15 protein-coding genes are annotated in these 16,915 nt (G+C 36.7%); 6 read left to right on the top strand and 9 right to left on the bottom strand.

All coding sequences use genetic code 11. The features are described from left to right. Positions 1 to 60: 60 nt before the first annotated feature. The 4 genes from gor to V5N67_RS04840 form a co-directional block, all read right to left on the bottom strand. Positions 61 to 1,452, bottom strand: a complete 1,392-nt coding sequence (gene gor / locus V5N67_RS04855) for a glutathione-disulfide reductase (protein ID WP_332060774.1) — start codon at positions 1,450 to 1,452, stop codon at positions 61 to 63. 184 nt (positions 1,453 to 1,636) lie between these two features. Continuing rightward, on the bottom strand, positions 1,637 to 2,194 hold the full coding sequence (locus V5N67_RS04850; RefSeq protein ID WP_332060773.1) for a DUF2059 domain-containing protein: 558 nt from the start codon (positions 2,192 to 2,194) through the stop codon (positions 1,637 to 1,639). A gap of 107 nt (positions 2,195 to 2,301) precedes the next feature. After that, the gene (gene rpiA / locus V5N67_RS04845; protein WP_332060772.1) at positions 2,302 to 3,006 is read right to left on the bottom strand and encodes a ribose-5-phosphate isomerase RpiA; all 705 of its coding nucleotides are present in this window, start codon (positions 3,004 to 3,006) and stop codon (positions 2,302 to 2,304) included. A 326-nt stretch (positions 3,007 to 3,332) separates the two neighbouring features. Then, entirely contained in the window at positions 3,333 to 5,627 is a 2,295-nt protein-coding gene (locus tag V5N67_RS04840; protein WP_332060771.1) for a ComEC/Rec2 family competence protein, read from the bottom strand. Positions 5,628 to 5,740: 113 nt separating this feature from the next. On the opposite strand from V5N67_RS04840, the gene gltX reads away from it, so the two are divergent. The 6 genes from gltX (at position 5,741) to V5N67_RS04810 (ending at position 12,417) form a co-directional block, all read left to right on the top strand. Beyond that, on the top strand, positions 5,741 to 7,168 hold the full coding sequence (gene gltX / locus V5N67_RS04835; protein ID WP_332060770.1) for a glutamate--tRNA ligase: 1,428 nt from the start codon (positions 5,741 to 5,743) through the stop codon (positions 7,166 to 7,168). Positions 7,169 to 7,429: 261 nt separating this feature from the next. Then, on the top strand, positions 7,430 to 8,725 hold the full coding sequence (gene gltA / locus V5N67_RS04830) for a citrate synthase (RefSeq protein WP_332060769.1): 1,296 nt from the start codon (positions 7,430 to 7,432) through the stop codon (positions 8,723 to 8,725). 581 nt (positions 8,726 to 9,306) lie between these two features. Continuing rightward, positions 9,307 to 10,059 (top strand): transporter substrate-binding domain-containing protein, encoded by a 753-nt coding sequence (locus tag V5N67_RS04825; RefSeq protein WP_332060768.1) that lies wholly within the window; start codon positions 9,307 to 9,309, stop codon positions 10,057 to 10,059. A gap of 77 nt (positions 10,060 to 10,136) precedes the next feature. After that, positions 10,137 to 10,856, top strand: coding sequence for an ABC transporter permease (locus V5N67_RS04820; protein ID WP_332060767.1), 720 nt, complete (start codon positions 10,137 to 10,139; stop codon positions 10,854 to 10,856). Continuing rightward, the gene (locus V5N67_RS04815; protein ID WP_332060766.1) at positions 10,856 to 11,563 is read left to right on the top strand and encodes an ABC transporter permease; all 708 of its coding nucleotides are present in this window, start codon (positions 10,856 to 10,858) and stop codon (positions 11,561 to 11,563) included. Before V5N67_RS04820 ends, V5N67_RS04815 begins: the two co-directional genes overlap by 1 nt. A gap of 80 nt (positions 11,564 to 11,643) precedes the next feature. After that, complete coding sequence (locus V5N67_RS04810; RefSeq protein ID WP_332060765.1) at positions 11,644 to 12,417, top strand: amino acid ABC transporter ATP-binding protein; 774 nt, start codon at positions 11,644 to 11,646, stop codon at positions 12,415 to 12,417. A gap of 37 nt (positions 12,418 to 12,454) precedes the next feature. Here V5N67_RS04810 and lpxB read toward each other — a convergent pair whose 3' ends face one another. Genes lpxB through lpxD form a run of 5 tightly spaced genes read right to left on the bottom strand, consistent with a single transcriptional unit; the run spans position 12,455 to position 16,851 of the window. Further along, positions 12,455 to 13,621: a lipid-A-disaccharide synthase gene (gene lpxB / locus V5N67_RS04805; protein WP_332060764.1), complete on the bottom strand. Its 1,167-nt coding sequence runs from the start codon at positions 13,619 to 13,621 to the stop codon at positions 12,455 to 12,457. Further along, the gene (locus tag V5N67_RS04800) at positions 13,614 to 14,486 is read right to left on the bottom strand and encodes an LpxI family protein (RefSeq protein WP_332060763.1); all 873 of its coding nucleotides are present in this window, start codon (positions 14,484 to 14,486) and stop codon (positions 13,614 to 13,616) included. Before V5N67_RS04800 ends, lpxB begins: the two co-directional genes overlap by 8 nt. A 2-nt stretch (positions 14,487 to 14,488) precedes the next feature. Next, on the bottom strand, positions 14,489 to 15,313 hold the full coding sequence (lpxA, locus tag V5N67_RS04795; protein ID WP_332060762.1) for an acyl-ACP--UDP-N-acetylglucosamine O-acyltransferase: 825 nt from the start codon (positions 15,311 to 15,313) through the stop codon (positions 14,489 to 14,491). A gap of 22 nt (positions 15,314 to 15,335) precedes the next feature. Further along, positions 15,336 to 15,803, bottom strand: a complete 468-nt coding sequence (fabZ, locus tag V5N67_RS04790; protein ID WP_332060761.1) for a 3-hydroxyacyl-ACP dehydratase FabZ — start codon at positions 15,801 to 15,803, stop codon at positions 15,336 to 15,338. Between the two features lies 1 nt (position 15,804). Continuing rightward, positions 15,805 to 16,851, bottom strand: coding sequence for a UDP-3-O-(3-hydroxymyristoyl)glucosamine N-acyltransferase (lpxD, locus tag V5N67_RS04785; protein WP_332060760.1), 1,047 nt, complete (start codon positions 16,849 to 16,851; stop codon positions 15,805 to 15,807). Positions 16,852 to 16,915: the final 64 nt, after the last annotated feature.

The following is a 16,915-nucleotide window of genomic DNA, read 5'->3' as shown; positions in this document are numbered from 1 at the left end:
GAGCTTAAACTTATAGCTTGTAATGTCAAAAGCTTTATTATTTACCATAATAGTTGCCGTTTAACTTTCCACTTTTTTCCCATTTTCATACACATAGCTTGGTTTATACATCGTTACCAGTTCTTCTGCTACAGTTGGATGCACTGCCATAGTTTCATCAAACACATCTTTGGTTAGTTTTCCTTTAAGAGATATTCCAATAAGCTGCGCCATCTCACCAGCACCATCCCCTAAGATATGTGCTCCCACGACAACGCGACTTTCACCATCAACAACTAACTTCATAAACATTTTTTCTGAACTTCCAGAGAAGACATTACGCATAGGACAAAAAGTCGTACGATAAATTTCAAGACGTTTATAGCGATGCACCGCATCTTCTTCTGAAAGACCAACCGTCCCAATTTCTGGCTGTGAAAAAACCGCCGTTGTAATTAAATCATAATCAGGGATAGTGGGAGTATTCTCAAATGCAGTTTTAACGAAACACATTGCATCATGAATGGCAACAGGTGTCAATTGGACGTGCCCTGTTACATCACCAACAGCCCAAATGTGAGGTACATTTGTTGTCATTTTTTCATCAACAACAACTGCACCAAACTCATCCAGTTTAACTCCTGCCCGCTCAAGTCCTAAACCTTCTGTATTTGGTACACGTCCTGTAGCTAACATAACTTGATCAGCACTAATAGTTTGCCCATTTGATAAAATAACATCATAATGACTCTCTGTAGCTTGAACTTGAGAAACATCCACCTCGCAGATAATAGAAATTCCTTTTTCAATCATTGCATCACTAAGCAACCGTCGCAAATCATAATCAAAATTACGAAGGATTAAATCACCACGATAGAGTAGTGTTGTTTTTACACCTAATTCATGAAAAATATTAGCAAACTCAACACCAATATACCCACCTCCAACAATTATTATTGATTTTGGCAATTTTTTAAGATCAAAAACTTCATTAGAAGTAAGACACAAATTACCGCCTTTGATAACAGTATTTGGTGCAGTTTTTGCTCCCGTCGCGATCAAAATTTTTTCTGCTCTTATCCGTTCACCTGTTGCAGAAATCTCTAGTGTGTGATCATCTATAAAGACAGCACGACTTTCGTAAATATGGACATTGTTATTTTGTAACCCTTTACGATAAAGCCCCTCTAATCTTGTTATTTCTTTATTTTTAGCTGTGACTAATTTTTCCCAGCTAAAAGTGGGATTTGCATATTCCCATCCAAAGCCAACGCTCTTACTGAACTCTCGCGCATATTGTGACGCATAAACATATAGCTTTTTAGGGACACAACCACGAATAACACAAGTCCCCCCTACACGATATTCTTCTGCTATCGCGACACGTTTACCAAGTCCTCCAGCGAGGCGCGCAGCTCGCACCCCACCAGAACCGCTTCCAATAACGAATAAATCAAAATCAAAAGATCCCACGAACTATTCCTTTTCATACATCTGAAACAATAGGCTATTGTCATTTATCATAAAATGAAAGTCCTTATTTATTTTCAAATATCACTTTCTATATAAAACAACACCTTAAAAAGCTATTTTCATTAAAAACGGCGGAAAACCGCCGCTTTTTTAATAAACAAAGAAAAACTCACTCTTGGAATGGTTATTTTGGATTCTCTGAAGAACTCGGTGTTGTAGATGTAGTGGACTTGTCTACATTTAGTGCTTCAGACATCTCTTTTTTCACATCCTTTATAAGATCCTGCAGGACAGCAGAACTCCATACATTAAATGTAGAATAAGCATCACGTGCAATACTTGGAACTTGTGTTAAAAACTTTTTACCAGTATCAGAAGTATAAAATGCCGTAATTGCGTCAAGTTCTTCCTGAGTAAAATATTTTGCGTATATATGAGCAACTTCTTTTTCTAAATCAGAACGCCGTTTAGCCAAAGCAAGCGCATGTTTGTCAACAATCTTAGAAATAACAGTTGCTAAATTTGGATTGTCAGTTGTCAGTTCATTTTTGAGATCACGTGCCGCTGTTGGTAAAAAGCTATCAAACTGATCAGTTGCATGAATGGCACTGATCGCCTTTCTAGCCGAATTCAAATGCTTATCACTCACATCATGTGCATAAACCATTCCAATATTTGCAACCAAAACGGCAATTGCACCCCAATATGCTACAAAACGCTGAAAAGAAAATATTATTTTCATTTAATGATTACCCCGATAGTTATTAATTGTAATTTAAATCCGTTATTTTACCTGAAACCTTGAACGCCTTTTATTGCGCCAAAACACCAACATGTAAACTCTCTTATCTAAAAATCAAATGGTTCTAAAATTTTTATTTGACCATCCTTCATCGCTATAATTGCACGCGAAGCCAATTTCAAAAAAAGACCGTGTTCAACAACACCAGGAACTGCAAGGAGTGCATCCGATAACAATTTTGGCTGTAAAATGTGCCCCCAAGACGCATCAAGAATAAAATGGCCACCATCCGTTTCAAAAGGACTCTCTCCATTCATCCGCAATGTGACTTTTCCTAAAAGTCCTAAATTATCAGCAACTTTTTCAATTGCTCTGCATGTAGCGTGCATACCAAATGGATTGACTTCTATTGGCAGTGCAAAAGCACCAAGTGTTTTTACTATCTTTGTTTCATCAGCAATCACAAGCATTGTACGAGATGCTGCTGCTACGATTTTTTCACGTAATAACGCCCCGCCACCTCCTTTAATAAGAGTCATCTCTGAACCGATTTCATCTGCCCCATCAATATCAAGGTCAAGTTCAGGTATTTCTTCTAAAGTAGCAATAGGAATTCCAAATTCACGGCAAAGTTTTTCGGAATAGCGTGAAGTAGGGACACCTGTCACACGCAAACCGTTCCTGATGCGTTCACCAAGAAGACAAATGAACTCATTTGCTGTAGAACCAGTTCCTATACCAATTCGCATACCATCTTGAACAAATTCAAGTGCTTTAGCAGCTGCCAACTTTTTTAACTGCTGACCATCCATGAATTATTTTATCCTTTCACCAATCAGCAATATTTATCAAACATTGATCACCACAATAACCTATTGCCTCAGTCCACCACAAATCTATTCGCCACCTTTTTGCTAAAAAAATACTAATTATTAAAAAACGTATGGTAACAATCAATATAGAATAATGAATAATTTTAGCTCTATTAAAATTTGTTTATGTTTTCCATGTTTAATAAGCATTTTCAATTTAGCCTATCATTATCGATAATGTAATCATATGCTTCTGTAAAATTACAAGTTGTTCAGATATCAAAAAAGTTATTTATTTTTAAAAAAATGCTAACAATTCGTCAATTTTAGTACAAATTGCGTGGCTTTTGTGAATACTGCCTATGCATATTCCACGGTCTATGGAATCCCTTAAAAGACCAAATGATATCTCCACTTTTTGTCATCATAACGCTTCCTCGTGATAACAATTGTTGAGGCATAAATATTATTGGTATTTTTTCATGACATATTTGCTTACTCATTGCAGATGTCTTAATCATGATATCTGTCTTTACGCATTGATCTGTTTTTTCACGTAAAACAGTAACTTTAAGCCCATTTTCTAGCATAGATGTACAAGCACGATCATCACAAATAAACTGCTCATTAAATGAAGGACCGTATTTTGTTGGCTTGATGAGCTCATTCACGCGAAATGATTTTTTCCATATGGATGTCGTGAACTTAGAGTGATAGTAACGATCAACATATAATCTTCCCTTATTCATAACACCTACCAATTTCATATCATCTGCTATAATTAACTGTACAGGTGAGTGTATCAAATAGACATAAATACCAACCAGCATAAAAAGACTAAAAAAGAATCTAATAGATGTTTCGCAAAAAGTTAGTCCAACTAAGCCTACACTAAATAAAATCAACGTAGACAACGGCACAAACCCAGGATTTAAAATAGGAGAAATATCTCTTATAGCGTAAGCAATTTTTGTTACAAGACCAATACCAAACCCCATGATTTGTAGAGGAAACCATTCAAGATTCACAAGCATTGCAAATACTGCTATTAATCCAAAAGGCATGATAAATATTGATATAATAGGCAGAGCTAAAGCATTGCTGATAATGCTAAGGAGTGCAATATTGGAAAAATGATAAGCAGCATAAATTCCACTCGCAAATCCCGCGACAAGAGAAGCTGCACATGTCGAAATAATCGATAAGAAAGCAAAATAAAATACTTTACCTCCCACATAAGACGGTGTTGTTTTTCTTGTAGAAGACGATAACCTCTTATTCCACCAACAAAAAAAAGCAATCAAAGCCGCGGTTGCAGAAAAGGACATTTGAAAGCTAGGACCTAATATTTCATGTGGAGTAATAGCTAAAGTTATCAAACCTGCAATAGCAAAATTACGCATTGTTACAGCAAAACGATTACACAATACAGAAACCAACATAACAGCAATCATTATAAAACTTCTTTGCGCTGATACAGCTGCACCAGATAATACTAGGTAAAAAGCTGTAGCCATCAATGCGGCAATAGCAGCAAACTTTTTAGCGGAGTAATAGGATGAGAAAACTGAAAAAAATGCTAAAAAACTGCGGATGCTAACAAGAACTAAACTGCTCAACAAAGTCATATGCAAACCAGATATGGATAAAATGTGCGCTAATCCAGCTGTACGCAATGCTTCATTTGTGTCACTTGCAATACCACCCCTTTGTCCCGTAATGAGAGCAGCCGCAATGCTGCCTTTTTCTCCACCAATCACCATACGGATTCTTCGAGTCATATTTGTCCGTAAATTTTCAATTTTTTGTAGGACTACACCCAATATTGTGTCAGGCTGTGGAATCGATATTTTGACTGGTTTTCCCAGATAAAATCCTAAAGCACCAATTCCTTTAAAATAATTATGGAAACTAAAATCGTAACTTCCTGGACGCACTGACCCAGATAATGCACGAATCTTAACTCTGCCGTATAGCCCATCACCAATTGCCAACCCCTCTGGCAAATGCCTTGTTGATAAACGAACATGATTAAGTTCATGACGTAATACCGGATTTTTTGTATTTAACACATTCAAGATTAAACGAAATCCTCCTTTTTGCATTGCCTCAATAGAAACAACTCTTCCCGTCAATGTAGTGAAAACATCATTACTTAACATTGGTGTAGATATCCGCCACGTTTCTATTTTTGCAGCTAAAGCACCCAATAAAAAACAGCACAAAAATCCCACGATAAGCCATATTTTTCGATATGAACGTAAAATATACAACATTCCGAGAAATATACTGGTCGATACGACAAACTGTCCCCAACTTGGTTCTCGGTCTAAACTGAAATAAAAAATGACGCCTGTGGAAAAAAATACTAAAATCAGCAAAAAAAGGAGACCCGCAGAAACTTCTCTGTTTATGCAATCTGCCAACCACTCCCAGCAAAAAATTATTGCCTTTTTAAAAGACGTAAATAGAAAAAAATTTGGTTCGTTACAATTTGCACTATTTGTTTTATTTTCACTATAAAAAATAAAGAAAACTCTTTGCCAGATTAGATTCAATTTTTTTCTTTCGCACAAACCTCTTTTTGATAAATCATCCTTAACTTTATTTTGACTTAACATCCGCATCTTCCCCTTTACTTGACAATGCGGCTATTGCACACTCTATTACCTATGCTAACATAACCTTTCTGTACAGTTTCATAAATAATATCTTAATTTAGAGGAAGATATCCGTGTCAGTTATTACCCGTTTTGCCCCCTCACCCACAGGCTTCCTTCACATTGGAGGCGCCCGTACTGCTCTCTTTAATTGGCTTTATGCAAAACATACTGGCGGTAAAATGCTTCTACGTATTGAAGATACAGACCGAGAACGCTCAACGGAAGTAGCTGTAAAAGCCATTATAGATGGCTTGCATTGGATGGGACTTAGTTATGACGGCGATCCTATTTCGCAATTTGAACGAGCAGAACGTCATCGCCAAGTCGCAGAACAGTTGGTAAAAGATGGAAAAGCTTATTATTGCTACGCTTCACCAGAAGAATTAGCTGAAATGCGCGAAAATGCCCGTGCAGAAGGGCGTCCACCACGTTACGATGGGCGTTGGCGCGACCGTGATATTTCTGAAGCTCCCAAAGGGGTAAAACCTGTTATTCGCATCAAAACACCACAAAATGGAGAAACGATTGTACACGACCGCGTTCAAGGTGATGTTTACTTTCCTAATAAAGATCTGGATGATTTTATTATTTTGCGTTCTGATGGATCTCCAACCTATATGCATGCCGTTGTTGTTGATGACCATGATATGGGAATAACACATATTATACGTGGTGATGATCATCTCACAAATGCAGCCCGCCAAACAATTATCTTTCATGCAATGGGATGGGATATCCCTGTTATGGCACATATCCCACTGATTCACGGCGAAAACGGTGCAAAATTATCAAAACGCCATGGTGCACTAGGTGTTGATGCTTATAGAACCATGGGATATCTTCCCTCTGCTTTACGTAATTATCTCGTTCGTTTAGGCTGGAGTCATGGTGATGATGAACTTATCTCAATTGAAGATATGATTTCTTGGTTTGATATTGATGATATTAATAAAGGTGCAGCGCGTTTTGATATCAAAAAGTTAGACGCAATTAACGGGCACTATATGCGCATGAGCAACGATAAAGATCTTTTTGATTCTGCTCTTAACATTTTACCAGAGATTGAAGGTGGATTAGAGAAAATTGAAAGACTTGATGAACAACGTCGTGCTCAATTTTTAGCAGCTATACCAAATTTAAAAGAACGCTCCAAAACACTATGCGAACTTATTGACAATGCCTCTTTCATTTTTACACAACGACCATTACTTCTTGATGAAAAAGCACAAACACTCCTAGACAAAAATGGTAAAGCTATCTTAAAAGATATTTATCTTATCCTTAAAACGTGCTCTAATTGGGATGCTAAAACCTTAGATGACATTCTTCGATATTATGTGCAAAAACAGAATCTCAAATTTGGAGTTGTTGCTCAACCGCTTCGAGCAGCTCTCACAGGACGTGCAACATCACCTGGGGTTTTCGATGTTCTTGTTTTATTAGGACAGGATGAATCTCTTAACCGTATTCATGACCAACTTGTTGAAGTTGCATGCTAATTTGCAATGTATACAGGTATGTAAACCGAATAATTATCTAAATAAAGATGTCTCAACGTGAACTGAAATTTATCTTCTATTTTAAGTAATCGAGATATATATTTGCTAAAATTGCAAATAAAAAATATTTTTAGATTGCATGAGCTTACTTTTAGAGTAAATCTACCTTCAACATAGGTAGAAAAAGCTTCAATTACATACCTCCATATCTAATGCACCGTCTCTTATTTTTAAGGGCGAAGGATCTGAAAGGAATATTTAATGTCTGAAAATAAGACACACATTATTGTAAATGGAAAAAAAGTAGAACTACCCATGCGTGAAAGCACTGTTGGTTCTGATGTTATTGAAATTTCTTCTCTCTACAAAGAAACAGGTACTTTTACTTACGATCCTGGTTTTACCTCAACTGCTTCTTGTGAATCAAAAATTACTTATATTGACGGTGATCAAGGAATATTGCTTTATCGTGGTTATCCTATCAGCCAATTAGCTGAAAAAGGAGACTTTCTTGAAAGTTGCTATCTTTTACTTTACGGCGAGCTACCAACAAAACAAGAAAAAATCAATTTTGACCACTGTATTATGCGACATACAATGGTAGATGAGCAATTTACACGTTTTTTCCATGGCTTCCATCGTGACTCTCACCCTATGGCTGTTATGATTGCATGCCTTGGTGCTATGTCTGCATTCTACCATGACTCTATTGATATTACAGATCCTCAACAAAGAATCACCGCTACTACTCATCTCATTTCAAAGGTTTCAACTCTTGCAGCTATGACGTATAAGTATAGCATCGGACAGCCATTTATTTATCCACGTAATGATCTTAGTTACGCTGCAAATTTTCTTCATATGTGTTTTTCTGTTCCTTGTGAAGAATACAAAATTAACCCTGTGCTTGCTCAGGCTATGGATAGAATCTTTACCCTGCATGCAGACCATGAACAAAATGCTTCTACGTCTACTGTACGTCTTGCAGGATCATCGGGAGCTAATCCGTTTGCATGTATTGCAGCAGGTATTGCATGTCTTTGGGGGACAGCCCATGGTGGAGCTAATGAAGCATGTCTAAAGATGTTACAAGAAATAGGTTCTGTTAAAAAAATTCCTGAATTTATTGCCCGTGCAAAAGATAAAAATGATCCTTTCCGCCTTATGGGTTTTGGTCACCGAGTCTATAAAAATTATGATCCACGTGCAAAAATTATGCAAAAAACCTGCCATGAAGTCTTAAAAGAACTCAATATCCAAGATGATCCGCTTCTTGATATCGCTATCGAACTTGAAAACATTGCTCTAAATGATGAGTACTTTATTGAAAAAAGGCTTTATCCAAATGTTGATTTCTATTCTGGCATTACATTGAAAGCTCTAGGATTTCCAACAAAAATGTTTACTGTTCTTTTTGCATTAGCGCGCAGTGCTGGTTGGATTGCACAATGGAAAGAAATGATTGAGGATCCTGCACAAAAAATTGGGCGACCACGCCAACTTTACACAGGTTACGCTGCACGTGAATATGTTTCCATAGACAAACGTATGAATTAAAAATTATAATCACTCAATAAAGCTTCAAATTACTGGAGCTTTATTGCGGATGATCAATCGCTCGATATCAAATGTTTTTATTGTAAGCTTCTATTTAAAAACTTCCTTATAGCTATCGCATCATCATAATAGCTACGATGGAAATTTTCCTACATAATAATAACTTAAGAGCTGTAAGGTGAACGCCATTATATGACAATCATAGTCACGAGCAAGCGTTCTTTTTAGGATCATCTCTTCGCAATATAATTCTTTTTACAAGAAAAGTATTCCATATCTACAAAAAACAAATTAATTTTATATGTTTCTCAAAATGTAAGCATTTTATAATATCTGTAAAAATATTTTTACTTTTTTTTTCCTAAAATTTAAGTTCTCTTGTGCTTAAATTTAATAATCTTTTTTAAGCCAGATTTTTAATTTTCGTAAATAAATAAAAATAAATAATTTCTTTGATGATGATATTTTCGTAATGGTAACAAAATTAATACTAATAAATTTTTGCATTGCTCCTCAAAGAGCTAAATTATAAAAACACATGAAAAACGCATATTTCTGCGCTTATCCAACAGGAGAATATAATGAAATCATTAGCAATAGCTCTTATAACAGGCGCAACACTTTTTACTCAATTAGCCAATGCTAAAATGCTAAAAATTGCAAGTGAAGGCTCCTATCCTCCATTTAGTTATATTGATTCAAATAATAAACTCCATGGCTTTGATATTGATATATCTTATGCACTTTGTGAAAAAATGAATGTCGAGTGCACTATCACTACTCAAGATTTTGATGGAATTATTCCTGGTCTTCTCGCCAAAAAATACGATGCTATCATTGCTTCCCTCGCGCCTACACAAGAGCGATTACAAAAAATAGACTTTACAGATGCTTATTATAACACAGAATTAGCTGTTATCGTTACCAAGAATTCAGGAATTAAAGAAATTTCAGCAAAAGCCTTTAAAGGTAAAAATCTTGGAGTACAATCAAATACAACACAAGCTGCCTATGCAGAAGATCATTATGCCTCTGAAGGAGTAAATATCAAACTCTATCCCACAGCAATAGAAGTTAATCGCGATCTTGTAAGCCATAGGCTTGATGTAATCATCTTTGATAAACTGCAAGCATTAAACTGGCTTGAAAATGAAGGAAAAGATTGCTGCCTACTTCTCGGGACCCTTCAAGGAACAAAAGCTCCTATCGCGATTGGTATACGTCAAAATAATAATGATCTCAAAAATAAGTTTAATGAAGCGATAAAGAAAATCCGTGCAGACGGGACTTATAATCGAATTATGAAAAAATATTTTACATTCGATATTTATTAAATATCAATATGAAACTAAAATTAGACAAACTGTTTAGTTCTAAAAATATTACCTAAATCTTTGTGAGGAGCGCAAGAATGGCTGAAAATTTAGCATTGCTATCATTTAGCAATGGTGGATGGGGTGTGGTTATACTTTTTAGTGCTGGAATGACATTATCACTGGCTTTGTGCTGCGGCATCTTAGGGCTTCCTTTAGGACTCTTAAGTGCCATGATGATTCGATCCAATATCAAAATAGCTAAAGCTATAGCTACTCTTTTTTCATCAGTGTTCCGTGGATTACCAGAGCTTTTAACCTTATTTTTAGTTTACTACGGCTTACAAAATGTGATTCAAGCTATTCTTGATTATTTTAGTATTGAAATAACATTTAGTATCAACGCTTTTATTGCTGGTGTTCTTGCACTTAGTATGGTTCTTGCAGCCTTTTCTTGTGAGGTTTGGCTCGCAGCTTTCAACATTTTTGATAAAGGACAATATGAAGCAGCTAAAGCTTTAGGGCTTTCACGCTCAACTACATTTTTTCGTGTTGTCTTTCCTCAATTAATCCGAAATGCCCTACCAGGTCTCTCTAATAATTGGCTTACCTTACTTAAAGATACATCCCTCGTTTCAACCATTTCACTCGTTGATCTTATGCGACAGACCAATTTAGCAGTTGCAGCCACCAATAAACCCATGTTGTTTTATGTTGTGGCATGCATACTCTATTTATTGTTTTCAGCGTTTTTTTCCGCAATTTTACGTCATCTGGAAACATGCGCTCAAACAGGATATAGAAAGGTATTGGTCTGATGATTCCTGAGTGGCTCTATTTCTTTTTTAATCCTGCTCTCTTGAACCGTTATGGACTAAAATTTATTGATGGATTTATTGTTACCTTTGAGCTTGTTCTTATTGCTTGCTCTATTGGTTTTTTTCTTGGCATTCTTATTACATTTGCACGCTTATCAAATAATAAGTTTTTGCAGTACTTTGCACATGCTTATGTTTATTTTTTCCGTGGTTCTCCCTTATTGGCTCAACTTTTTCTTTTTTATTATGGGCTTGGTTCAATGAGTGACTTCTGGCAACATGTTGGTTTATGGTGGTTTTTCCAAAACGCGTGGTATTGCTGTCTTTTTATTTTTGCACTCAATTCAGCTGCCTATCAATCTGAAATTTTTAAAGGAAGTTTTCTATCAGTAACGACTGGACAACGTGAAGCATCAAAAGCTTTGGGACTGAGCGATTCTGTAACATTTTTTAGAGTTATTCTTCCACAAGCGATGGTTGTAGCATTACGCCCTTTAGGCAATGAATTCATTTTAATGATTAAATCTAGTGCCATTGCCTCACTCGTTACTGTGTATGATTTAATGGGGATTGCTAAATTAACTTATTCACGTACATTTGATTTTCAAGTTTACGTTTGGGCTGCCCTTATCTATCTTCTTACCGTTGAGATCATTCATCGTTTTATTGTTCTTATCGAACGTCGTCTAACTCGATACTTACGATAAATAAAAATGATCATAAAAATCTTTACCAAACCAAAATGTTACATTAATCAATTTATTCATCCATGAAAGAATGCAACAAGATGAATTTGAAAAATAATAAACCTGTTCATACCGTTAAAACCCCTGTGATCTCTATTCGAGATTTGAATAAATGGTATGGGAACTTTCAAGTGCTACATGACATTAATTTAGATGTTAAAATTGGCGAACGCATCGTTATTTGTGGACCTTCTGGATCAGGAAAATCGACTCTGATTCGTTGTATTAATCAATTAGAACAAGCACAAGAAGGCTCAATTTGTGTTCATAATATTGATATCAATACTGCCCCTATACACCAACAAAAAACTGTTTTACGCAAAATAGGAATGGTTTTTCAGCATTTTAACTTATTTCCCCACATGACTGTTATACAAAATTGCATTTTAGCACCTATGGCAGTTCAAGGACTTTCTAAACAACAAGCAAAAGAACGGGCAATCCGTTACCTTACGCATGTTGGTATTGAAAAACACTGTGAAAAATATCCTTTACAGCTCTCTGGTGGGCAACAACAACGTGTTGCAATTGCACGTGCACTTTGCATGGAACCTGAAGTAATGCTCTTTGATGAACCAACATCAGCTCTTGATCCAGAAAGTGTTGGAGAGGTTTTAGAAGTTATGGTTCAACTGGCAAATACAGGCATAACAATGCTCTGTGTTACCCATGAAATGGGTTTCGCTCGCAAAGTTTCAGAGAGAATACTCTTTTTAGAAAACGGAAAAATTATTGAAGATACAGTATCTGAAAAATTTTTTACCAACCCTAAAAGCCAACGTGCTCACGACTTTCTTGCTAAAATTAAACATTAATTACCAATATTATTTAATTTACACAATTTTAAATATTTCAACTTTTTTCGAGAAGAGACATAATCGCTTGAGAAGCAACGACCCCTGACGGTGCTTCTGTCTTCATTTTTTGTTCCATCATATCAAACGCATCAAGTTGTGCCTGCCGTAATAAAGGGTTGTGCAAAAGTTGTTCTATCTGTCTTGCCAACATGCCGGGTCGTAAAAATTCATTAAAATACTCTGGTACAATAGGTCTATCTGAAATAATATTTGGAAGAGCAGCACTCCATAACATAAGTTTTGGAACAATAAATAATTTAGAAAAATGATCAAGTTTATAACAAAGAACCATTGGAATTTTTGCCAATGCTAATTCAAGTGAAACCGTTCCAAGTGCAGCAAGTGCAACATCTGCATCTGCAAAAGCACGCCACTTCGCATCTTCACCAACAGCAATCTCCACTTTGCTTTTCCAATCCTGTACAAAACAACGAATTTCATTCACCAAACGCGGTAACGTCGGTAAAATAATACGTAAATCAGGAATGCGTTGTGTAAGAATTTTTACTACTTCGCCAAAAATAGGCATTAAAGAGCGAATCTCTGAATTTCGTGACCCTGGCAAAATAATCAATGTGGACAATGATTCTTGTTTATCACACAAATGTTTTTTTTCTGATTGAACAGTCAAAAGCGGAGGATAAGTCAAAAGACGATGTCCGACATAGGTAGTGGCAGGTCCCTCTAAATCCTTCATCATTTTTTCTTCAAAAGGAAAAACTGCTAAAACATGATCAACAAATTTACGCATAGCTTTAGCACGCTCTGGTCGCCATGCCCAAATAGTTGGTGCAACGTACTTAATGATAGGAATAGAAGGTGCTAAAGTGCGCACCTTCTTTGCAACACGATGCGTAAAATCAGGACTATCAATAATAATTAAACAATCAGGTTGTTCTCGTGCAATAAATTTGGACAAATTGCGAATATGTATCAGCAACAATGGCAATTTTTTTAATACTGCCCCCAAGCCTATTAAGGCAATATCATGGGAATCAAAAAAGCTTTTTAAACCTAATGCTTCTAAATGCCTTCCACCAACACCAATCAAATGAATATTGCATCCTGTCTGTCGAGATAAACAGGAAATTAAATCTGCACCAAGAGAATCACCAGATTCTTCACCTGCAACAATAGCAATTTTAAAAAAACAATCATTCATGATCAAACTTTTCAAATGTTTCTATAAACAGTGAATGTTTGTTGGCTTTTTCTATTGTCGTTTGCACTGATAATATCAAACTTTTATTCGCTTCCATTGCGACACCAGATAATCCACTCTTTGCAAGGTTTATTATTGTCATGGGACCAATTGATGGCAAATCAACTCGATGATCTTGTTGTGGTTTTGCACATTTCACAAGAACACCGCCTTTAGGTGGAATTTGCTTTCTTTCTCGCATTTCACAAACCCGCCATAGCATATTATCAGTTCCTTCTGCACCCTCTACTGCAATTACCCTCCCATTGACAGCTACGGCTGCTTGCCCAATATCTAATCGACCTAAAAGCTTTGCAGCTTCAGCTGCTAATAAAATATCATTTTTTTCTTTTCGAGTAGAGCGCCGTAATGTTAAATCAAATTTCACTGGAGCTAATAAATCTGGTACTATCTCATGAACACCAACAACATGAAAACCATACGCTTCAATAATCCGTATAAAAGCTTTTAGTAACGCATCATCTCCGCTTCTTAAAGCCCAAAGTAACTTAGGTAAAGCTAAAAAAGTTGTCCAATTTGGTTGTAATTGCGTAAAAAGCGGCCTCTTTTTCACACCACCTGCCAAAACAATATTACAAATTGCAGCTTCTTTTAAGATTTTAATGAGCCGTGCCAACTCTACAATCGATAACTCACAATGCTCATAGCGATAAAGCACTGCATCCGCCTCATCACGTAAAAGTACAAGAAAAGGATTTTGTCCATCTTTCTCAAGTGCCTGAGCAACAGTGATAGGCAAAACACCATTCCCTGCTATGATAGCAGTTCGGCCGGAAAGAAAGCTTCTGGCACTAGGAACAGACATTTTTAATCCTTATTTACTTTTAGCCTGTCGTCTTGAAGTTTGGGTGTACAATAAAAACGTCTTCCTTCTTCCTTAATAAAATTAACTACGTCAAGAACAGACCGAGAAGTAGAATAGCAAGAAGAAACATCGCATACACGCTCTTTAAATGGTTTACTGCGATCAAAAAGCATAGCAACTGCATGACGTAGCGCATGAATATCTTTACGCTCAAGGCCCGCACGTTTCATGCCAATAATATTTAATCCAGCAAGTTTTGCCTGTACACCAACAGCTGTTCCGTAAGGAATCAAATCGCCAACCAATGCAGATACACCGCCGATAAATGCATGATGCCCAATACGAACAAATTGATGAACAGCAGAACCACCACCAATAATAACATAATCACCAACAGTAACATGACCAGCGATCATCGCATTATTTGCAAATGTTACATGATTTCCTACATGACAATCGTGAGCGACATGTGCATAACAAAAAAATTGACAATTATCACCAACTATCGTCATTCCTATACTCGAATCGGATCCTCTATGCATCGTTACGCCTTCACGAATTACGCAGTTTTTACCGATGGAAAGAGTTGTACACCCTCCTTTATGTTTATTATTTTGTGGCTCTTTACCCAAAACTGCATGTGAGAATACTTTACTATTGGCTCCTAATGTTGTCTTCCCCATTATCACAACATGACTCATTAAACTGCATCCATCACCAATGACAGCCTCTGAACCAATATGACAAAATGGACCGACTAGTACATTCTCACCAAGCTGCGCTCCCTTCTCCACGAGAGCAGTTGGATGGATTTTCATACCAGACATTTTTAAATTCCTATTGTACCGTTTATTCTGATTCGATAATCATCGCAGCAATTTCCGCTTCAGCAACGCGGACACTCTCTACTTCTGCAATACACAAAAAACGTCTCATACCAGACCGCTTCTTTAAAAGCTGAACATGAATCTTTAACTGATCACCAGGTATAACTGGCTTACGGAATTTCGCATTATCAACGGTCATAAGATAAACCAAATTTGCTTTCTTATTACCTAATTCTAAAAGTGAAATTGCTCCTGCTGTTTGTGCCATAGCTTCTAAAATCAAAACCCCAGGCATAACGGGATTTGCAGGAAAATGTCCTGTAAAATGAGGCTCGTTAATCGTTACATTTTTAATACCGATAGCTTTTTGTTCTCCATCAATTTCAACTATGCGATCAATCAACAAAAACGGATATCGATGCGGTAATATTGATAACAATTTTTCAATATCTATAGACTCTAAACTTTTAGTTTCTCCGCTGCTAATCATATTAGCGCTTCTCCTTTTTAGTCTTACTAATATTACGCAACGCCGCTACTTCACGAAACCACTGTTTAAATGGTCGTGCTGGACTGCCTCCCCATTTTTCACCATCTGGAATGTCATTCATAACACCACTCCTAGCAGCAATTTGAACATGCTTACCTATTACGATGTGATCCGCGATCCCAACACTTCCACCAAGCTGAGACATATCTCCCACGGATGCACTACCAGCAATTCCACACTGAGCAGCAATAAGACAATAGCGACCAATCTTCACATTGTGAGCAATCTGTACTAAATTATCAATTTTACTTCCTTCACCAATAATAGTATCTTCAAATGTTCCACGATCAATTGTTGTATTTGCGCCAATTTCTACATCATCGTAGATTATAACACGACCAAGCTGTGGGATTTTTTCAATCCCAGCAATACCGCCAACATAACCGAAACCATCTTGTCCAATGCAAACACCAGGATAAAGCTGAACTCTATCACCTATTAAAGAATATTGAACTGTCACCTTGGGAGCAATATAACATTCACGTCCAATACGACAGTTTTCACCGATAACAGCAGTTGATGAAATAAGAGTCCCAGAACCAATTTCAACATTTTTACCAATAACGGCTCCTGCTTCAATACATACATCATGCCCAAATCTAGCACTTGGATGAATATGCGCATGCGGTGAGATTTCTTTCTGCCCAAACCAAGGCATTGGCTTCACAGAATCAGGAAACAAGATACGACCAATCTGCGCAAAATCACGCCGTGGCGTAGATGTCACCAAAATTGCCATAGATTCAGGAACTTTTAAAACAATTTCATTCGTACAAAAAACAGCAACTGCAGAACTCCCCAATAAAGCATCAGAAAATTTCCGATGCTCTACGAAAACAAGAGAACCTTCTCCAGCACTTTCAAGTGAAGAAAGAGTATTTATAACTGTATTAGAAAACTCTGGATTAAGAAGCTTTGCACCTGTTAACTCAGCAATATTCGCAACTGTCAATCGCCGGGACGGCGTAAAAAAAAATGTATCCGCCATCAAAACACTTTCTCTCCCAGCCTAATTCATTCTCTTCACAATTTTTCCTTCTGGAGAAAATTCA

Source organism: Bartonella rhinolophi (genome assembly GCF_036576165.1).
Lineage (GTDB): Bacteria > Pseudomonadota > Alphaproteobacteria > Rhizobiales > Rhizobiaceae > Bartonella.
This window is presented reverse-complemented; position numbering and strand designations above follow the sequence as displayed.